The following is a 19,826-nucleotide window of genomic DNA, read 5'->3' as shown; positions in this document are numbered from 1 at the left end:
TTGATCTCGGAGCATCCGGCGTGCTTCATGGGCGCCCGCCCCCAACGAGCACGAGTCGATGACAGCCGCGACCTCTCTCCGCCGACAGAGCCCCGTCGAAGGCATGGCCCTGATGGCCTCCTGCATGCTCGTGCTGCCGGTGATGGATGCGATCGCCAAATACATGGCGACCGTCGAGGGCATGTCGCCCGGCCAGGTGACCTTCTACCGCTTCTTCTTCCAGCTGGCCTGCACCCTGCCGGTGCTTTTCCTCCTGCGCGGGCGTGACGCGCTTGCGGCCAAACGCCCCTATATGAACCTTCTGCGCGGAGCGCTGCACGGAGCGGCGAGCCTGATGTTCTTCGCCGCCGTCAAGTACATGCCGCTCGCCGACGTCTTTGCGATCTACTTCGTCGAGCCGTTCATCCTCACGGCCCTTTCGGCACTCTTTCTTAGAGAACGGGTAGGCTGGCGGCGCTGGCTCGCGATCGTCGTCGGCTTCGGCGGCGCGATGATCGTCATCCAGCCGAGCTACGCGATCTTCGGGCTGACGGCGCTGCTGCCGGTCGCCTGCGCGTTTCTCTTCGCGCTCTATATGTTCCTCAATCGCGCGATCGGCGAGGCCGACTCGCCGATGACCATGCAGACCATGGCGGGGATCGGTGGCACGCTCGTCATGGGAGCCGCCTTGCTGGCCGGCACCGGCACGGGTGCCAGCGATCTCTCCCCGTCGCTCCCCTCCTCCTGGCTCGGCCTCGGTCTGCTCGTCCTGCTCGGCTCGATCTCCGGCTACATCCACCTTCTGATCGTGCGCGCCTTCCGCATGGCACCGCTCTCGGTGCTCGCGCCCTTCCAGTATTTCGAGATCATCGCCGCGACCGTGCTCGGCTACGCGCTCTTCGGCGAATTCCCCGACGCCTCGAAGTGGGCGGGTGTCGCGATCATCGTCGGCTCGGGCCTGTTCATCCTCTGGCGCGAGCAGAAGCGCGCGAAAAGCGCGGCAATTTAACGATGACGTTCATCGTCGCTTAACCGCGTCCGTTCACCATCCGGAAACCCGACGCACATAGGCTCGACCCCAGTTTCATGATGAAACGGGAAAAAAGATGAGCGAATTTCGTCTCTCTTTTCCGGCATGTGTCATCGCCGGGAAGAACAGGCTTTCGGCCGACGACCTCCTTCTGCTGCGCAAATATACCTTTCCGGAGGGCATCCGTTCCTCCGAGGACGTGATCGTCATGCTGGCGCTCGACGCGCTCTGCCCGGAGAAATGTCCCGAGTGGCGCGACTATTTCGTCGAATCGCTCGCCGGCTTCATTCTGAACCGCTGCCATCCGGCGGGATCGCTCGACACGATGAATGCCGTCTGGTTCGAGCAGGTCTTCGTGGAAGACGGCGTGGTCCGCTCGTCACACGAACTCGACCTTCTTCTCCATCTGATCGACCTCGCGCCACCGGCACTGGCGAGCATGACCGCACTCGCCCTCGACCAGCTCGCCATCGCGCTCGCGGAGGGGCGCGGCCCCCTGCAGAAAGGTCGGCGCCCGGAACACGCGGATCTTGCGCCGGACGACATTGCCTATGTGCGGCGCGTGCTGAGGCACGCCTGCAACAACGGGCGTCTTCTTCTCGACGAACGGGAGAGAGCGGCACTTCTGCGCATCGATGCCGCCGTGAAAGGCATCCGCGCCGCAGGATGGCTCGACATTCTGAGGGAGGCGGAGATTACGGTCGAATGCGCATCACCGACCGCGCAAGGGAGCACCACACGCTGGCTGCAGATCCCCGACTCCTTCTTCACCGACGACCATCTCGTTGCCTGATCGCTTTCACGACGCCACCGGGGGCGCCGGGAGCCCGAACGGAGCAGTTTCTGATGCTCTTCGGCCTTGAGCCTGACGCCGCTCCCGTGCCAAGGTCGCGCGCGATTCACATTCTCAGGGAGTAGAATACCATGGACGTACGCGCCGCCGTCGCAATCCAGGCCGGAAAGCCGCTCGAAGTGATGACCGTCCAGCTCGAAGGGCCGAAGGCCGGCGAAGTGCTGGTCGAGATCAAGGCCACCGGCATCTGCCACACCGACGACTTCACGCTCTCCGGCGCCGATCCGGAAGGCCTCTTCCCGGCCATCCTCGGCCACGAGGGCGCGGGCATCGTCGTCGATGTCGGCCCGGGCGTCACGAGCGTCAAGAAGGGCGATCACGTCATTCCGCTCTACACGCCGGAATGCCGCGAATGCCCCTCCTGCCTGTCGCGCAAGACCAATCTCTGCACGGCGATCCGCTCGACGCAGGGCCAGGGTGTGATGCCGGACGGCACCTCGCGCTTCTCGATCGGCAAAGACAAGATTCACCACTACATGGGCTGCTCGACGTTTGCGAACTACACCGTTCTGCCGGAAATCGCGGTGGCCAAGGTCAACCCGGACGCGCCCTTCGACAAGATCTGCTACATCGGCTGCGGCGTGACGACCGGCATCGGCGCCGTCATCAACACGGCCAAGGTCGAGCTCGGCTCGACGGCGATCGTCTTCGGACTGGGCGGCATCGGCCTCAACGTCATCCAGGGCCTGCGGCTCGCCGGCGCCGACATGATCATCGGCGTCGACTTGAACAATGACAAGAAGGAATGGGGCGAACGCTTTGGAATGACACACTTTGTCAATCCAAAGGATGTCGGCGACGACCTCGTGCCCTACCTCGTCAACATGACCAAGCGCGGCGCCGACCAGATCGGCGGCGCCGACTACACCTTCGACTGCACCGGCAATACCAGGGTGATGCGCCAGGCGCTCGAAGCCTCGCATCGCGGCTGGGGCAAATCGGTGGTCATCGGCGTCGCCGGCGCCGGCCAGGAAATCTCGACCCGCCCGTTCCAGCTCGTCACCGGCCGCACCTGGATGGGCACCGCCTTCGGCGGCGCGCGTGGCCGCACCGACGTGCCGAAGATCGTCGACTGGTACATGGACGGCAAGATCGAGATCGATTCGATGATCACCCACACCTTGCCGCTCGAAGACATCAACAAGGGCTTCGAGCTGATGCACAAGGGTGAGTCGATCCGCAGCGTGGTGGTCTATTGAGCGCTCAACGCGCCTATGACGTGGACGTGCGGAGGCTCGACGAGCTCTCCGCCGCCCAGCTCTACGAACTGCTGAAGCTGCGCGTCGACATCTTCGTCGTCGAGCAGGCCTGTGCCTACCCCGAACTCGACGGCAACGACGCGGATTGCCTGCATCTGCGGCTCATCGACGGCGGCGGGCTCATCGCCTGTGCCCGACTGTGGCGACCGACGCCCACCCACCTGCCCCGCATCGGCCGCGTCGCCGTATCGCCCGCGCATCGCGGCAAACGGCTCGGCGAAGCGCTGATGCGCGAGGCGATCAGCGCTTGCGAGAAGGCCTATCCCGGTGAGGCCATCGAGATATCGGCACAGAGCCACCTGCAGAAATTCTATGGGGGCTTCGGCTTCACGCCGATCTCCGGGGAGTATCTCGAAGACGGCATCCCGCATGTCGACATGGTGCGGCAAGCGCCGTGAACCGGTCTGCACCGGCAGGCAACAATGCTGCCATATCCGCTTGCCGGTAGATGCGATTGTAGTTACAATGATTTTCGAATGGGACGACGAAAAGAACGCCTCGAATGTTGCGAAGCATGGACTGAGCTTCGAGACCGCCTGCCGGATCTTCGAGGGAGTCGTGATCAGCGCATCCGACGACCGTTTTGACTACGGGGAAGTTCGCATCAACAGCATCGGCGCAGTCAACGGAATCGCCATCGTTGTCGTCACCCACACTGACAGAAACGGCCGGATACGCCTGATCTCTGCAAGACCGGCAAAGCGAAAGGAGCGCGCTCGTTATGCCCAAGCGCTACAAGAGCGAGCTCAGCCTGGATGAATTGGCTAAGCTCCAAGACGAAGACATAGACACCAGCGACATTCCCGAACTCGACGACACCTTCTGGAAGAAAGCGGTTGTGGTCGAGCCGGAAGGAACGGAACAGATCACATTGAGGGTCAAGAAGTCCGTTTTGCAGGCCTTCAGGGCGACAGGCAAAGGATATCAGACCCGGATGAATGCGGTGCTGGAATCCTATGCCCGCAGCTTGAAGAAGTAGCAGTAGCATGCCCGAAATCTATGTCGATGCCGATGCCTGCCCCGTGAAGGCTGAAATCCTGAAGGTCGCTGAGCGCCATGCCCTGCCGGTCACCTTCGTCGCCAATTCGGGCCTGCGCCCGTCCCGCGATCCGATGGTGAAGAACGTCATCGTCTCCGGCGCCTTCGACGCCGCCGACGACTGGATCGCCGAGCGCGCCGGGCCCGGCGACGTCGTGGTGACGGCGGACGTGCCGCTCGCGGGACGCTGCGTCAGTGCCGGTGCGCTGGTGACGGGGCCGACCGGACGGGTCTTCGACACCGCCAACATCGGCATGGCGACGGCGATGCGCAATCTCGGGGCACACCTCAGGGAAACCGGCGAGAGCAAGGGCTACAACGCCGCCTTCACGCCGCGTGACCGCTCGCAATTCCTCGAAACCTTTGACAGGCTTTGCCGTCGCGTGAAAAAGTGACGGCCGGGCACGGAGACCTGCGACCCTGCAGCAACGGACACCGCACGCACGCGGCCGCCTGCCTGCCGCGGACAGATGAAGACGGATCAAGATAGCATGCGGCAACTCTCCGAACGTGTGATCGGACATCGGCACGGTCCCTTCCTGGGTGCACTCGTCTTCGCACTCGCGGCTGGACCGGTCACCGTGCTGTTTGCACCGCAGCTTGCTCTCGAGCTCGTGCCGATCGCCTTCTTCGTCGGCTACCTGATACTGATGTGGCTGAGGTTGCCGCGGCTGACGGCCGCCTTCCTGAAACGGCATGCCGACACTGCCGACGAACCCGCCTGGGTGATCCTGACGGTGACGCTTGCCGCGGTCATCGTGTCGGTCGTTTCGCTCTTCTTCGTGCTGAATGGTGCGGAAAGCCGCGCGCTCAAGCTCTTCCTCGCCTTCTCGGCCGTGGTCTCCGGCTGGTTCACCATCCACGCGATGGCGGCGAGCCATTACGCCCATGCCTATTGGCGGCCGCAGACGGCGATGCCGGGAGAAAGCGGGCTGCACAGGGGAGGCCTCGACTTTCCCGGCACGACTGATCCCGGCGGCTACGATTTCCTCTATTTCTCCTTTGTCATCGGGATGACCGCCCAGACCTCGGATACCGCCGTAACGACGACCGCCATGCGCAAGCTCAACCTGCTGCATGCCGTCGTCTCCTATTTCTTCAACACGGTCCTGCTGGCCGCGGCGGTGAACGCCGCGGTTTCGCTCGCCGGCTGAACCAACGAGGGACACACTATACCATGAAGATCCTGTCGCAAAACACCGCCTTCGGCGGCATGCAGGGCGTTTTCGCCCATGATTCGGACGCCTGCAAATGCGAGATGACCTTTGCCGTCTTCGTGCCGCCGCAGGCCGTGCTCGAACGCCGGCCGGTCCTCTGGTATCTTTCCGGGCTGACCTGCACCCACCAGAATGTGATGGAAAAGGGTGAGTATCGCCGCATGGCCGCCGAGCTCGGTCTGATCATCGTCTGCCCGGACACGAGCCCGCGCGGCAACGACGTGCCCGACGAACTCACCAACTGGAAGATGGGCAAGGGTGCGGGCATGTACCTCGACGCCACGCAGGAGCCGTGGGCCGAGAACTACCGGATGTATACCTACATCACCGAGGAACTCCCGGCGCTCGTCGCCGAACAGTTCCGCGTCGACATGGACCGGCAGGGCATCTTCGGTCATTCGATGGGCGGTCACGGCGCGATGACGATCGCGCTGAAGAACCCCGAACGCTTCCGGAGCTGCTCCGCCTTCGCGCCGATCGTGGAACCGTCGACGGCCGACTGGACGGTCGACGCCTTCGAGAAATACTTAGGTCCCGACAAGGCGAAGTGGCGTGAATACGACGCCTGCGCGCTGGTCGCCGACGGTGCCCGTTTCCCGGAATTCCTGATCGACCAGGGCAGCGCCGACAGTTTCCTGGAGAATGGCCTGCGCCCGTGGCTCTTCGAGGATGCGATCAAGGACACCGAGATCGGGCTCAGGCTGCGCATGCACGAGCGCTACGACCACTCCTACTACTTCATCTCGACCTTCATGGACGACCACCTGCGCTGGCACGCAGAGCGGCTCGGCTAGAGCCGCTCGTAGGCGAACCGGCTGAAGTCGGCGGGCTCCGCCCGCCCGCTGGTGTCGAAAGCGAACATGCCGGCGAAGGCTCCGGTGAAGGAACCGTGCTCGCCACGGCCGCCCTCGTCGGAGACCACACCCGCGTCGAGCACCGGACCGACCGGCTTCCAGTCGGCGGCGCCGGCCGGCCGCCAGAAGAACTGCAGGTCGTTGTCGCGGATCTCCATGGCGAGGTCGAGCCGGCCTTCGGGAACGGCAATCCCGCTGTCCAGCGGGAAACTCAGCCGGCCGTTCGGATAATCGCCGGGGCAGCTCAGGATCGTGATGACCCGCCCGCGCTTCTCGTGCAGCGTCACGCCGAGCGCATGGAACTTGTAGCGGTTGTAGTAGTGGGTGAGTCCTGCGACCTGCTGGTAGGTGTCGGGTGAGAATTCGAGCGAGGTTTCGGCGCGGAAGCGATGGTGCTCCTGCCTCCGTGCGACCAGCGACTGTTCGAACCAGGAGCCGATGCCTTCCCGGCCCAAGAGGCGCAGGAAGCCCGGCCGGGCGGAGAGGCTGAAGAGCCGTTCCGGGACCGGCGAGCGCAGCCACTGGAACTCGACCGGCAGTTCCGGCCCGTTGAAATCGTGTGCAATAAGGGCCGGACCTTCCACGCGGGCGACATCGCCGCCCGGCGCCGGCACCTCCACCGAGGGGACCGGGTCGCCATCTTCGAGATAGAGCCAGCCGTCGTCGCGCCAGACGCATTTCTGGATCGCCGTCTCGCGGCCCAGCGTGCAGCGACGCCTGGGCGGCAGCGGCCGCCCGCAGAGATGGGTGTGATAGGGTGTTCCGTCCGGCGTCTCGACATATTGCCCGTGGCCGGCGCGCTGCAGCACCGCCTCCGGATGGTCCTTTGACGTAATGAGGTGAATGTCCGGATGGAGCTCGTAGGGTCCGTCGATGGTCCGCGCGCGGGCCATGGTGACGGCATGGTCGTAGCCGGTGCCGCCTTCGGCGGTCGTCAGATAGTACCAGCCGTTGCGCTTGAAGAGATGCGGCCCTTCGACGAGGCCGAGCGCGCTGCCGGGAAAGATGTTTTTCACCGGTCCGACGAGTTGCTTCTTCTGCGCGTCCCATTCCTGCAGCAGGATGCCGTCGAAGGCCGGATGCCTCGGCGCCCCGCCGTAGCTCTCGGTTCGGTGGTTCCACTGCATGTTGACGAACCATTTCCGCCCGTCGTCGTCATGGAAGAGCGAGGGGTCGAAACCGGAAGAGTTCACATAGACCGGATCGCACCACTCACCCATGACGGAGGACGCGGTGACGATGTAGTTGTGCGCGTCCTTGAAGTTGCCGTCGAAGCGCTTGACGTCGGTATAGACGAGCCAGAACAGGCCCCCGCTGTAGGAAAGACACGGCGCCCAGATGCCGCAACTGTCCGGGTTCCCGCGCATGTCGAGCTGGCTTGCGCGATTGAGGGGCCGGCAGACGAGCCGCCAGTTCACCAGATCCCGCGAATGGTGAATCTGGACGCCCGGATACCATTCGAAGGTGGAGGTCGCGATGAAATAATCCTCGCCGACCCGGCAGATCGACGGATCCGGATTGAAGCCCGGCAGGATGGGATTGATGATCATGTCGCGTTTCTCCTCCCTTTTCTCGGCAAACACCCCCTCTGTCGGCTACGCCGACATCTCCCCCACAAGGGGGGAGATCATCCGCCGGCGCTGTGCCCCACCTCCCCCTTGAGGGGGGAGGTCGCCGCAAAGCGGCGGGTGGGGGTGACCAGCGTCTGACCCAGTCGACTGAGCTTGCGCGTCACCCCACCCCGGAGCTTCACTCCGACCCTCCACCTCAAGGGGAGGGTAAGAGCAATCTTACTTCTTCTTCCGCGGCGGCCCTTTCCGTTCGGCGGACGCCGCCCAGAGATTGATGTCGGCTTCCCTGGCATAGGTGTCGATCTCGGCGAGTTCCTCGGCGCTGAAATCGGGCTTATCCAATGCCTTCACGCAATCCTCGACCTGCTCGGGGCGGCTCGCGCCGATGAGCGCCGAGGTGATGCGCCCGCCGCGCAGCACCCAGGCGAGCGCCATCTGGGCGAGCGTCTGGCCGCGCCGGTCCGCGATCCGGCCGAGCGCGCGGATGTTCTCGAGGTTCTTCTCGTTGAGGAAACCCGGATCGAGCGACTTCTCCTGCGAGGCACGGCTACCGGTCGGAATGCCGTGCAGGTATTTCGACGTCAGCATGCCCTGCGCGAGTGGCGAGAAGACGATCGACCCGATGCCGAGCTCTTCAAGCGTATCGACGAGGCCGTCCTCCTCGATCCAGCGGTTGATCATCGAATAGCTCGGCTGGTGGATGAGAACCGGCGTTCCGAGGTCCTTCAGGATCGCCACCGCCTCACGGGTGCGCTTCGAATTGTAGGAGGAAATCCCGACATAGAGCGCCCTGCCCGACCGGACGATGTGGTCGAGCGCCCCGCAGGTTTCCTCGAGCGGCGTATCGGGGTCGAAGCGGTGCGAATAGAAGATGTCGACATAGTCGAGACCGAGCCGTTTCAGGCTCTGGTCGCAGGAGGCGATGACGTACTTGCGGCTGCCCCACTCGCCGTAGGGGCCAGCCCACATGCCGTAGCCCGCCTTGGACGAGATGATGAGCTCGTCGCGGTAGCCGGCGAAATCGGTCCGCAGGATCTCGCCGAAGGCCGCCTCCGCCGAACCGGGCGGCGGGCCGTAATTGTTGGCGAGGTCGAAATGGGTGATGCCGAGATCGAAGGCCGTCCGGCAGATCGCCTGCTTCGTCGCGTGCGGCGTATCGTTGCCGAAATTGTGCCAGAGGCCGAGCGAAATCGCCGGCAGCTTCAGGCCGCTTCGTCCGCAGCGATTGTAGGTCATCCGCTCGTAGCGGCTCTCGGATGGTTGCCAGGTCATGAAAGTCTCCAGTTACACAGGCGGCATTGCCTTTCGGGATCGCCCCTCATCCCCCTGCCGGGACCTTCTCCCCGCGAACGGGGAGAAGGGACTTGCGGCAGCCGGATGAGGGGAAGCCGGACGCTTCCTCATACCGGCTTCCCCGCCTTCCGTCACCTCAACAGCGCCAGCGCCTCGTCGATGCCGAGCGCCTGCGGCTGCGTGCAGGTGGTGGAAAGATCGACAAAACGACCTTCCGCGCCCGACTGCAGGATGGACGTCATGACATCGACGCCGTGGAGCGCGCGGTCGAGCGAGCAGCGGGCGTCACGGCCTTCGAGGATCGCGACTGCCATGTCGGCGAGCCCGGCCGTGCGGTAATTGGCGCGCGGGCCATTCGCATGCTCCTGGTTGTCGATGCCGAAGGGATGGTCCCAGCTTTCGAGTGGCTTGATGTCCTTGTCGCGGCCGCTCGCCTCCACGGTGCCGCCGAAGAAATTGGGGTCCGGTACGAAGAGCGAGCCGTCGGTGCCGTAGAGCTCCATGTTGCCGTGGCGATGCGACCAGACATCCCAGCTCGCCGACAGGGTGACCGTCGCGCCGTTCTCGAATTCGAGAAGCGCATGGATGTTGGTCGGCGTCCGGACCGGGATAACCTCGCCGGCGCGCGGTTGGCTGGTAATGGTCCGCGTCTCCGACGCCATGGAGGTGAGTGCCGCCACCCGCTTCACCGGGCCGATGAGGTTGATCAGGTTGGCGATGTAGTACGGGCCGAGATCGAGCACCGGCCCGCCGCCCGGCAGGAAGAAGAAGTCCGGATTGGGGTGCCACATCTCCATGCCCGGGCTCATCACGTGGCAGGTGCCGGAGGTAACGCGGCCGATCCCGCCCTCATCGATGTACTTGCGGGCAAGCTGGTGGGAACCGCCGAGGAAGGTGTCAGGTGCGCAGCCGACGCTGAGCTTCTTGTCCTTCGCGATCCGGCGGAGGTCCTCGCCGGCTTCGAGGCTCAGCACCAGCGGCTTTTCCGAATAGACGTGCTTGCCGGCCTCGAGAATGCGCTTCGAGACGGCGTAATGCGCGTCCGGAATGGTGAGGTTGACGATGATGTCGAGCTCGTCATTGGCGAGCAGTTCGTCGACCGTCTGTGCCTTGACGCCGTATTCCTCCGCCCGAAGCTCGGCGGCGTTCATGTTGAGATCGGTGCAGGCAAGCACCTTGAGCCCCTTGAAGAGCGGGGCGAGCGAAAAATAGGTCGTGGAAATATTGCCGCATCCGATGATGCCGACGCCGAGTTCACGTGTCATGGGTACGTTCCGACTGTTTCTGTGATGATCAGTAGCTGTTGAAGGAGGCGATCGACCGGGCAATCAGCCGGTCGAGATCGTTGGGATTATCGTGCTCGACGATGTAGTGCCGGACCGGATACGCCTTCAGGGCACCGACGATCCCCTTCCAGTCGACCGTGCCGTGGCCGACATCGGCCCAGCCGTCCTCGTCGGCGTTCTGCCCGGCCGGTGCGATATCCTTGACGTGGACGGCGCTGATGCGCTTGCCGTAGCTCTCGATCCAGGCCAGCGGATCGGCGCCGCCGCGGATCACCCAGGCGATATCAGCCTCCCAGGAGAGATCGGGGCCACCGGCGAAAATCTGTTCCTGCGGCGTGGAGCCGTCGTCGAGGGTGACGAATTCGAAGTCGTGGTTGTGCCAACCGAAGACCAGCCCCGCATCGCGGACCGGCTTGCCGGCCTCCTGCAGCCGCTGGCCGAAGGCGAACCAGCCGCGCGCGTCCGTCGGGCGCTTGTCCGGCATCAGATAGGGGCAATAGATCGCCTCGATGCCGAGCGTCTCGGCGATCTTCAGCACGCGCTTCGGGTCGTCCTCCAGCATGTCGAGCCCGAAATGGGCGGTCGGCATGGCAAGCCCGTTGCGGTCGAGATCGGCCCGCAGCGCCGCAACGCCGGTATCGTCGAGCGAGGCATACATGGCGCCGTAGCCCTCGACCTCCTTGTAGCCGGCGGCGGAGAGTTTCGGAAAGACCTCGGAAAAGGGCTGGAAATTGCGGGCGCTGTAGAGCTGGAAGCCGAGTCTCGTCATTTGTAGTCTCCTCGTAGGGTTCGGGTGGTGCCCCGGGGTCTGGTCGGGCAGGCCGCAGAAGGATCAGCTCGCGGCCTGGCAGGAATAGAGGTCGTAGAGAATGAAGTCCGGCAGGTCGCCTGCCGCGAGCGGTTCCCTCGGCGTGAAGGTCACGACACGGCTTTCGCCGGCCGCAAGGTCGAAGGCGTTGTCGGAATAGCGGCCGGCGAGATCGCACTCGATCATGATGAAGAGCGCGAGGCCGCTGGCAGAGACGGTGATTTCGACCGTGCCGCCCTGCCCCGGTGCCGCCTGCAGCGTCAGCCCCGGAGGCTCGAGGTCGAGTGCCTTGTAGGTGCCGTGGACATAGTGGCCCTCGCCGCTCGTGCCGTTGGCGATGAAGCTCCAGGCGAGGATGCAGCCCGCCGGAATGTCGTCCGCCGCAAGAATGAGCAGGGTTTCGGCCCTGTCGGGCGGGCACGTCCCGCTCGCCGTCCGCAGCGGGATCTTCTCGCCACCGGGCGTCACCGCGAAGAGGTTCATGTCGACCGCCGCCGGCTCCAGTGTGTCGTTGACCATTGAGAAGCGGATCTCGTCACCGTCCTCGGACGGTATCGCGGCGACCGTGACCGGCTGGAAGAAGCGGCGCGCCATGTAGTGCATCGCCTTCCAGCCGCCGCCGTAATCGAGGCTCGCCCAGGAGGCAACCGGCCAGGTGTCGTTGAGCTGCCAGTAGAGAGTCCCCATGCAATGGGGTTTCAAGGACCGCCAGTAGTCGACCGCCGTCCTGATCGCCAGTCCCTGCTGGATCTGCGAAAGATAGACGAAGTTGGCGAAATCCTTCGGGAAACGGAAATAGCGGAACATGGTGCCGGCGATCCGCTCGTTGCCGCCGACATTCTTCTGGTGCAGCTCGATCACCGGCGAGGCGATATTCATGTCCTTCGCCGCTGCGAAGCCACGGATAACCGGAAGCGAGGTATAGGACTGGAAACCGAATTCCGAGCAGAACCGCGGTTTGACAGTTCGGTAATTATCGAAACTCTTGTTTTCGTGCCAGACCGACCAGAAATGCATGTCGCCCGACCCGTCGGCATGCCAGGCGTCACCGTAGTCGAGATAGCCCGACGCCGGGCTCGACGGCCACCAGATCGCCTCCGGCGCCGCCTTCTTCAGCCCCTGCTCGACCGTCCGGTTGAGTCGGTCATAGGCGACGAGATAGCGGTCGCGGTTGTCGCGCGATTCCGGGAACCAGGTGAGCGCGCCGACGAGTTCGTTGTCGCCGCACCAGACCACGATGGAGGCGTGCGAGGAAAGGCGTCTGACCTGGTAGTCCACCTCCTCGACGACGTTTGCCAGGAAATCCTCGGTGCAGGGATAGAGATTGCAGGAGAACATGAAGTCCTGCCAGACCATGAGGCCAAGCCGGTCGCAGAGATCGTAGAACCAGTCGTGCTCGTAGAACCCGCCGCCCCAGACGCGGATCATGTTCATGTTGGCTTCGACCGCCGAGCGCAGCAAGTCTTCGGTCCTCTCCGGCGAGGTCCGAGAAAAGAGCGCATCCGCCGGTATCCAGTTCGCGCCGCGGCAGAAGATTTCCCGCCCGTTGATACGGAAGGCGAAGCGGCTGCCAGCATCGTCTGCGTCGGTCACAAGTTCGATGGTCCGGAGACCGATCTGCCGTGTCACCACCTCACCGGGGATCTCGACGGTCAGGCGGTAGAGCGCCTGTTCGCCGCTGCCCGCCGGCCACCAGAGCCGCGGCCCCTCGATATGGAAGATGTGCGGGATCGTCGTTTCGCCTGCGTCGATGCCGCAATCGAGTAGCACCCGCTCGCCGTCGAGATCGAAATGTACCGGGACGACGGCCGGTTCGGCAGCGTAGAGCATCAGCGTGACGTGGAGATCGACGCTGCCGTCCTCGTTGTGCACCTGGCGGGTGACGAGATGCTCGATCCGCGCCGGATCGAGCGCCTTCAGCGCGACCGTCCCGTAAAGGCCGAGCGGCGCAAGCGCGATGTTCCAGTCCCAGCCGAAATGGCACTGCGGCTTGCGCAGCATGTTGCCGTTGGGGACCGGTGAGTTGGTGGTGGAATAGGGAACATAGAAGGGCTGACGGGCCTGCCGCTCGGCGCCGGCCGCAATCGATGAGTGCAGGAGGATGCGGATGCGGTTTTCACCCGGCTCCAGCGCCTCGGAGATGTCCGGCCGGTAGCGCCGGAAGCAGTTGTCCGAGGAAAGCACGGGGATGTCGTTGACGAAGACGACGGCAACCGTGTCGAGATAGTCGAGGTCGAGATAGAAGCGGCCGTCCGCATGGTCGAGGAAGAAGGTCCTCTCCAGCACCCAATCGCATTCGGCGACCCACTGCACGCGCTCCTCGTTGCGCCCGACATAGGGGTCCGGAATGAGACCCGCGGCCTGCAAGGCCGAGTGCACGTCGCCCGGCAACAGGATTGCGCAACTGTGCTCGCCGTCGGCGGTGGACAGGCGCCATTCGCCGGAGAGGTCGATGGTGGTCGAGGGTGCGGGTGATGTCATGATCTTGGTCCGTCTGTCGGAGGCACGAGCACCCCCCTCTGGCCTGCCGGCCATCTCCCCCTCAAGGGGGGAGATCGACGTGCGTCGGCCGCCGCATCTCGTGAGCAGGACGAAACATGCGCTGCGCCGCTCCACGCGAGGTTTCCCGAAGTCCAGGACGAAACCCCATCGACGCATCGGCTCGCGCCAGCATCAGAGGCAGATCGGTGCGCCGGAAACCCGGCGATCTCCCCCCTTGAGGGGGAGATGCCCGGCAGGGCAGAGGGGGGTACGTTCACCCGGACGCCGGCGTTCAAATCCGTTCCTCCGTCGTGGCATCGAAGAGCGAGGCGACCGTCATGTCGAAGCCGAGGCGCACCTTCGTGCCGGGACGGTAGCGACGAGTGCCGGCGATGCGTACACCGAGCACATGGCCGGCAAGCTTGAGCCACAGCAGGTTGTCGGCGCCCATCGGCTCCTCGATGTCCACCACCGCCTCGTGGACCTCGGCACCCGCGGCAATATCCTCGTCGACGAGGACATGCTCGGGGCGCGCGCCGAGGACCACCTTTCGACCGGCACCCAGCGCCCCGTTCGCCGCGTAGCCATCGAGCGTGAAGTCGACGCCGTCGGTGTGGAAGACCGGGCGCCCGCCCCGTTCGGCGATTTCGCCGCGGATGAAGTTCATCGACGGGGAACCGATGAAGCCGGCGACGAAGAGGTTGCGCGGGCGGTTGTAGATCGTCATCGGGTCGTCGAGCTGCTGGATGACGCCGCTCTTCATGATGGCGATCCGGTCGGCGAGCGTCAGCGCCTCGATCTGGTCGTGGGTGACGTAGATCATCGTGTTCCTGAGCGACTGATGCAGCCGCTTGATCTCGACGCGCAGTTCCGAGCGCAGCTTGGCATCGAGATTGGAAAGCGGCTCGTCGAACAGGAAGACGTCGACATCGCGCACCAGCGCACGGCCGATCGCCACGCGCTGGCGCTGGCCGCCGGAGAGTTCGGCCGGCTTGCGCTTCAGAAGCGGACCGATCTGCAGGATTTCGGCCGCTCGCGCCACGCGCTTTTCGATCTCCGGCGTCGGCACCTTGGCGACCTGCAGGCCGAAGGAGAGGTTCTTCTCCACCGACATCTGCGGGTAAAGCGCATAGGACTGGAACACCATGCCGATGCCGCGGTCCTTCGGCTCCTCCCAGGTGACGTTGCGGTTCTTGATGAATATCTGTCCGTCGGTCGGCTCGAGGAGGCCTGCGATGCAGTTCAGAAGCGTCGACTTTCCGCAGCCGGACGAGCCGAGCAGGACGAGGAACTCGCCGTCACGGATATCGAGATCGAGGTTTTGCAGCACCTTCACGGCGCCGAAGCTCAAAGACAGATCCTTGATGGAAACAGAATGCGACATCTTGCTTAACCCTTGACTGCGCCGGCGGCGATGCCCCGGACGAAGAGGCGTCCGGAGACGAAGTAGACGATGAGCGGAACCGCGCCGGTCAGCAGCGTCGCGGCCATGTTGACGTTGTATTCCTTCACGCCCTGAACGGAGTTGACGATGTTGTTGAGCTGGACGGTCATCGGGTAGTATTCGGGCCGCGTGAACACGACGCCGAACAGGAAGTCGTTCCAGATGCCGGTGACCTGCAGGATCATCGCGACCACGAAGATTGGCAGGGACATCGGCAGCATGATCCTGAAATAGATCTGCCAGAACCCGGCGCCGTCGATGCGGGCCGCCTTGAAGAGCTCTTCCGGCAGCGAGGTGAAATAGTTGCGGAAGAGCAGCGTCAGGATCGGCATGCCGAAGATGGTGTGCACGATGACGAGACCGGTCAGCGTGCCGTAGATGCCCATCTCGCGCAGCACGATGACGATCGGATAGATCATCACCTGATAGGGGATGAAGGCGCCGATGATGAGGATGGTGAAGAAGAGGTCGGCACCCTTGAAGCGCCAGTTGGCGAGCGCATAGCCGTTGACCGAGGCGATCAGGATCGACACCAGCGTCGAGGGGATCGTGATCCTCACCGAATTCCAGAAGCCGCGCGAAAGGCCGTCGCAGTTGAGCCCCGTGCAGGCGGTCGCCCAGGCTTTCACCCAGGGCTCGAAGGTGATTTCGACCGGCGGCGAGAAGATGTTGCCGAGGCGGATTTCCGGCATGCCCTTGAGCGAGGTCATCACCATCACGTAGAGCGGCAGCAGGTAGTAGGCGGCGGCGACGAGGAGCGTGCCGTAGATCATGATGTTACGCGACGAGAGGGCTCGCCGGGGCCGCGCGCCGCGCGGCTCGGAGCCGAGCCGGCCGGAAGAGGCGTCGAGGGCGGCCGCGGTCGTGTTGAGGGAGCCGGGATTAGCCACGCTTCTTTCCTCCGAATTCGAGATAGGCCCAGGGGATGATCACGATCGCGACGGTGATCAGCATCATTGTTGATGCGGCAAAGCCCTGCCCGAGGTTCTGCGCCTGGAACATGTAATCGTAGACGTATTTCGCAGGCACTTCCGAGGCGATACCGGGGCCGCCGCTGGTCTGTGCGACGACGAGGTCGTAGACGCGCACGATGCCGCTCGCGATGATGACGAGGGTGGTGATGAAGACCGGCCGCATCATCGGGATGACGATGAGGAGATAGGTCTTCCAGATCGGAATGCCGTCGACGCGGGAGGCCTTCCAGATGTCCTCGTCAATGCCGCGCAAGCCGGCAAGCAACAGGCACATGACGAGCCCCGTCCCCTGCCAGAGCCCGGCAATCAGAACGCCGTAGATGACGATCTCGGAATTATAGAGCGGATCGAAGGTGAAGCTCGTCCATCCGAGGCTGCGCACCACCGACTGAATGCCGTATTCGGGGTTGAGCAGCCATTGCCAGACGAGACCGGTGACAATGAACGAAAGCGCGAAAGGATAGAGAAAGATCGTCCGGAACGTGTTCTCGAACCGGATCTTCTGGTCCATCAGCGCCGCGAGAACGAAACCGATCACCAGACTGAAGACGAGCGTGAAGAAGCCGTAGATCGCGAGATTCTCGATCGAGATCAGCCAGCGCGGCGCCGCCCACAGGCGTTCATACTGCTCGATGCCGACGAATTTCAGCCGCGGCAGGAGCTTCGAATTGGTGAACGAATAGACCACTGTCCAGATCGTGCCGCCGAGGAAGATGACGACGGCGACGAGGATCATCGGAATGGAGGCAATCTTCGCATTGAGATTGCGCAAGAGCTTGCTGGGTCGACCGGCATACGTCTGGCCCGTCATTGACATATCCTCCTCATTCACGACCGAAGGCAACCGGGCGTCATTCGGACCGGCGATGCCCGCCGTTACCGCGACCCATGGAAGCCCTCACCTCTCCTTCCCGCCGGAAGGAGACATGCCGGCCGACGGAGAAAGCCGCCGGCCGGAGCGCGAAACCGCCGATCACTCCGCCGAAGCGATGATGTCGACGAAACGCTTCTGCGCGTCCTCGGGCGTCATCGAGGGATTGGCGAAGAACTCGGAGAACAGGTCTTCCTTCTGCTTCTGGCTGTCGGGAGACATCAGCTGGTCGGTGCCTTCGATCACATTGCCCTTGGCAAGAATGTCGAGGCCCTTCTTCATGCAGTCGTTGGCGGCGGCGAGGTCGACGTCGCCCCGCACCGGCAGCGAACCCTTCTTGAGGTTGAAGGCGACCTGCGTCGCCGGATTGAGAAGCGTCGAGGCCAGGACCTCCTGCGCCTTGGACTTTTCTTCGTCCTTCAGCAGCGGGAAGTAGAAGGCGTCGCCGCCCGTCGAGATGATCTCGTTCACGCCGAGGCCCGGAAGGCAGCTATAGTCCTTGCCGGCCGTCTGGCCCGCGAGTGCGAACTCGCCCTGTGCCCAGTCGCCCATGATCTGGCCCGCAGCCTTGCCGGTGATGACCAGGTTGGTGGCCTGGTTCCAGTCCTGCACGTTCGAACCCTTCGACATCCGGCGCGCATCGTCTGCCGCCTTGAACACCTTGGCAATCTCCGGCCCGGCGGCCACCTCGGCATCCTTGTCCTTGAACACCTTGTGGAACACGTCCTTGCCGGCGATAGCGACCATCAGCACGTCGAAGGCACCGGCGGACTGCCAGGGCTGGCCGCCGACAGCGAGCGGGATGATGCCGGCCTTCTCGAGAGCCGGGGCTGCTGCGACGAACTCGTCCCAGTTCTTCGGCACAGCAACGCCCGCCTTCTCGAAGGCCGCATTGGAAAGCCACAGCCACTGCCACGAGTGGATGTTGACCGGGGCGCAATAGATCTTGCCGTCGATCGTGCAGCTGTCGAGCAGACTCGACGGACGGACGATCTCCTTCCAGTTCTCCTTGGTCGCGACATCGGTAAGGTCGCGCATCAGCCCCGCCTCGACAAGCTCCTCCGCCTGGCGACCGTGGTTGAATTGCGTGGCCCCCATCGGGTCGCCACCGGTGATACGGCTGACCATGATCGGCCGGGCGGTGCCTCCAGAGCCGGCGATAGCGCCGTCGACCCATTTGTTGCCGGTCGCATCGAAGGCCTTGGCGAGTTCGGCGACTGCCGCCGCCTCACCTCCCGACGTCCACCAATGCGTTACTTCAAGATCGGTCGCCTGGGCTGCCCCGAACGGCAGAACCACGCTGGCTGCGAGCAAAACGGCAATACGACGAAAATTCATGAGTGTCCTCCCTCACTGAAACGTTGCCGTAAAAAATCTATGCGAAACGTTTGAACCGTGCAACCGGGAAGCATCAACAATCTCTTCGAAGCGATATTTTCAACCATTACGCGATATTTGCCAGTCAAGTGGCGAGTCGGCCGTCACCTCATCGCTGCACCGCAACGATCGGCATTTTGATCATTTCCGCCGAAAACTTAGCAGAGTTGCGGCGGATACTCGGAGATCCGGCGTCCGGCCATGCCCTCGCACGTGCGAAATGCTCGCCGCCGACGGCAAAGCGACACCACTGGTTGTTCCCGTCAAAATTTTACCTTGCGAACACTCGACAAATTCACTGCAACGTTTCAGATTGCCTGCCTTACGCTTGTCCTGAATGACTGGTCCGGATCGATTGCGACGCCTGCGACGGTGTCTATAATGCGGATCATCGTAAGCGGCGGGGAACATATGAAGAAGGGTAAGGCGAGCGAAGTCCGCAGACCGGCTGGCACGACAGCCGAGCGGCCGACACTCAAGACCATCGCCTATATGACGGGGTTGGGCATCACCACGATTTCCAGGGCATTGAAGGATGCTCCGGACATCGGCGCGGACACGAAGGAGCGCGTGCGCATGGTCGCGCGGCAGCTCGGCTATCAGCCGAATCGCGCCGGCGTGCGCCTTCGCACCGGCAAGACCAACGTCATCGCGCTGGTGCTCAGCATCGACGAGGAGATCATGGGCTTTTCGAGCCAGATGGTCTTCGGCATCTCCGAGGTGCTGACAGGAACGCCCTACCACATCGTGGTGACGCCGCATTCCCACAGCAAGGACCCGATGCTGCCGGTGCGCTACATTCTCGACACCGGATCGGCGGACGGCGTCATCATCTCGCGGATCGAGCCGGACGATCCGCGCGTGCGGCTGCTCTCCGAGCAGAACATGCCGTTCGCCACCCATGGGCGCACCGATGCCGGGCTCGTTCACCCCTATCACGATTTCGACAACGAGGCCTTCGCCCATCAGGCGGTCGAGCGCCTCGTGCGCCGCGGGCGCAGGCGCATCGCGCTGCTCCAGCCGCCGAGCAAGCTCTCCTACTACACCCACACGCGGGCGGGCTTCGCAACGGGGCTCCGTGAGCACGGCGCGAGGGAGGTCCCGCTCGGCCTCAACATCGACGCGCCACTGCAGGACATCCGCGATGCGATCGAGGCGCTGATGCGCTCCGACGACGCGCCGGACGGCATCGTCTCATCCTCCGGCAGTGCCACCATCGCCGTCAATGCCGGCATCGAGGCGGCTGGAAAGCGGGTCGGTCGCGACATCGACCTCGTTTCGAAGGAATCCGCCCCGATCCTCAAATGGATCCGCCCGGAGATCATCACCGCCTTCGAAGACGTGCAGCACGCCGGCCGCGAACTCGCGAAAGCGGTCATCGCCCGCATCGACGGCATCGCGCCGGAGCATCTCCAGAGCATGAGCGAGCCCGTCTGGTCCGACTGACCGCGACGGGCTCCTCTTGTCTTCAGATTTTCGCTGCGGTCTGAT

Annotated in this window: 19 protein-coding genes; 10 read left to right on the top strand and 9 right to left on the bottom strand. The window is 63.8% G+C overall.

The window, feature by feature from the left end:
* Window positions 1-58 precede the first annotated feature (58 nt).
* The 9 genes from DFR48_RS03515 to fghA all read left to right on the top strand — a co-directional run bounded on the left by DFR48_RS03515 (window position 59) and on the right by fghA (window position 6,170).
* Window positions 59-988, top strand: a complete 930-nt coding sequence (locus tag DFR48_RS03515; protein ID WP_114361718.1) for a DMT family transporter — start codon at window positions 59-61, stop codon at window positions 986-988.
* A 97-nt stretch (window positions 989-1,085) separates the two neighbouring features.
* The gene (locus DFR48_RS03510) at window positions 1,086-1,802 is read left to right on the top strand and encodes a hypothetical protein (RefSeq protein WP_114361717.1); all 717 of its coding nucleotides are present in this window, start codon (window positions 1,086-1,088) and stop codon (window positions 1,800-1,802) included.
* A gap of 131 nt (window positions 1,803-1,933) precedes the next feature.
* Window positions 1,934-3,061: an S-(hydroxymethyl)glutathione dehydrogenase/class III alcohol dehydrogenase gene (locus tag DFR48_RS03505; protein ID WP_114361716.1), complete on the top strand. Its 1,128-nt coding sequence runs from the start codon at window positions 1,934-1,936 to the stop codon at window positions 3,059-3,061.
* Entirely contained in the window at window positions 3,058-3,519 is a 462-nt protein-coding gene (locus DFR48_RS03500) for a GNAT family N-acetyltransferase (RefSeq protein ID WP_114361715.1), read from the top strand. Before DFR48_RS03505 ends, DFR48_RS03500 begins: the two co-directional genes overlap by 4 nt.
* Window positions 3,491-3,880: a BrnT family toxin gene (locus tag DFR48_RS03495; protein ID WP_245415506.1), complete on the top strand. Its 390-nt coding sequence runs from the start codon at window positions 3,491-3,493 to the stop codon at window positions 3,878-3,880. The genes DFR48_RS03500 and DFR48_RS03495 overlap by 29 nt, the downstream gene beginning before the upstream one ends.
* Window positions 3,843-4,100, top strand: coding sequence for a BrnA antitoxin family protein (locus DFR48_RS03490; RefSeq protein WP_114361713.1), 258 nt, complete (start codon window positions 3,843-3,845; stop codon window positions 4,098-4,100). The genes DFR48_RS03495 and DFR48_RS03490 overlap by 38 nt, the downstream gene beginning before the upstream one ends.
* Window positions 4,101-4,107: 7 nt before the next feature.
* Entirely contained in the window at window positions 4,108-4,554 is a 447-nt protein-coding gene (locus DFR48_RS03485) for a YaiI/YqxD family protein (RefSeq protein WP_114361712.1), read from the top strand.
* Between the two features lie 96 nt (window positions 4,555-4,650).
* The gene (locus DFR48_RS03480; protein WP_114361711.1) at window positions 4,651-5,313 is read left to right on the top strand and encodes a DUF1345 domain-containing protein; all 663 of its coding nucleotides are present in this window, start codon (window positions 4,651-4,653) and stop codon (window positions 5,311-5,313) included.
* A 23-nt stretch (window positions 5,314-5,336) separates the two neighbouring features.
* On the top strand, window positions 5,337-6,170 hold the full coding sequence (gene fghA, locus DFR48_RS03475; protein ID WP_114361710.1) for an S-formylglutathione hydrolase: 834 nt from the start codon (window positions 5,337-5,339) through the stop codon (window positions 6,168-6,170).
* On the opposite strand, the gene DFR48_RS03470 is transcribed toward fghA, so the two are convergent.
* From DFR48_RS03470 to DFR48_RS03425, 9 genes are all read right to left on the bottom strand, one after another.
* Window positions 6,167-7,780 carry a glycoside hydrolase family 43 protein gene (locus DFR48_RS03470; RefSeq protein ID WP_114361709.1) on the bottom strand — a complete coding sequence of 538 codons (1,614 nt, stop codon included), beginning with the start codon at window positions 7,778-7,780 and terminating at the stop codon, window positions 6,167-6,169. The two genes, fghA and DFR48_RS03470, sit on opposite strands and share 4 nt — an antisense overlap.
* Window positions 7,781-8,020: 240 nt before the next feature.
* A complete protein-coding gene (gene mgrA / locus DFR48_RS03460; protein ID WP_114361707.1) occupies window positions 8,021-9,073 on the bottom strand; it encodes an L-glyceraldehyde 3-phosphate reductase in 1,053 nt (350 codons plus the stop codon).
* A gap of 152 nt (window positions 9,074-9,225) precedes the next feature.
* Window positions 9,226-10,359, bottom strand: coding sequence for a Gfo/Idh/MocA family protein (locus tag DFR48_RS03455; protein ID WP_114361706.1), 1,134 nt, complete (start codon window positions 10,357-10,359; stop codon window positions 9,226-9,228).
* Between the two features lie 28 nt (window positions 10,360-10,387).
* Window positions 10,388-11,149, bottom strand: coding sequence for a sugar phosphate isomerase/epimerase family protein (locus DFR48_RS03450; protein WP_114361705.1), 762 nt, complete (start codon window positions 11,147-11,149; stop codon window positions 10,388-10,390).
* 63 nt (window positions 11,150-11,212) lie between these two features.
* Window positions 11,213-13,669, bottom strand: a complete 2,457-nt coding sequence (locus DFR48_RS03445; protein WP_245415505.1) for a beta-mannosidase — start codon at window positions 13,667-13,669, stop codon at window positions 11,213-11,215.
* 292 nt (window positions 13,670-13,961) lie between these two features.
* Window positions 13,962-15,053: an ABC transporter ATP-binding protein gene (locus DFR48_RS03440; protein ID WP_114361703.1), complete on the bottom strand. Its 1,092-nt coding sequence runs from the start codon at window positions 15,051-15,053 to the stop codon at window positions 13,962-13,964.
* A gap of 5 nt (window positions 15,054-15,058) precedes the next feature.
* Window positions 15,059-16,003, bottom strand: coding sequence for a carbohydrate ABC transporter permease (locus DFR48_RS03435; protein ID WP_114361702.1), 945 nt, complete (start codon window positions 16,001-16,003; stop codon window positions 15,059-15,061).
* Window positions 15,996-16,898, bottom strand: coding sequence for a carbohydrate ABC transporter permease (locus DFR48_RS03430; protein WP_114361701.1), 903 nt, complete (start codon window positions 16,896-16,898; stop codon window positions 15,996-15,998). Before DFR48_RS03430 ends, DFR48_RS03435 begins: the two co-directional genes overlap by 8 nt.
* A 162-nt stretch (window positions 16,899-17,060) precedes the next feature.
* Complete coding sequence (locus DFR48_RS03425; RefSeq protein ID WP_114361700.1) at window positions 17,061-18,296, bottom strand: ABC transporter substrate-binding protein; 1,236 nt, start codon at window positions 18,294-18,296, stop codon at window positions 17,061-17,063.
* Between the two features lie 450 nt (window positions 18,297-18,746).
* Between DFR48_RS03425 and DFR48_RS03420 the strand changes: the two genes are divergently transcribed.
* Window positions 18,747-19,781, top strand: a complete 1,035-nt coding sequence (locus tag DFR48_RS03420) for a LacI family transcriptional regulator (RefSeq protein ID WP_114361699.1) — start codon at window positions 18,747-18,749, stop codon at window positions 19,779-19,781.
* The last annotated feature ends 45 nt before the right edge of the window (window positions 19,782-19,826 follow it).

The sequence above is a fragment of the Ciceribacter lividus genome (assembly GCF_003337715.1).
Lineage (GTDB): Bacteria > Pseudomonadota > Alphaproteobacteria > Rhizobiales > Rhizobiaceae > Allorhizobium > Allorhizobium lividum.
The sequence above is the reverse complement of the archived record's forward strand: the minus strand, read 5'-3'. Positions and strand labels throughout refer to the sequence as shown.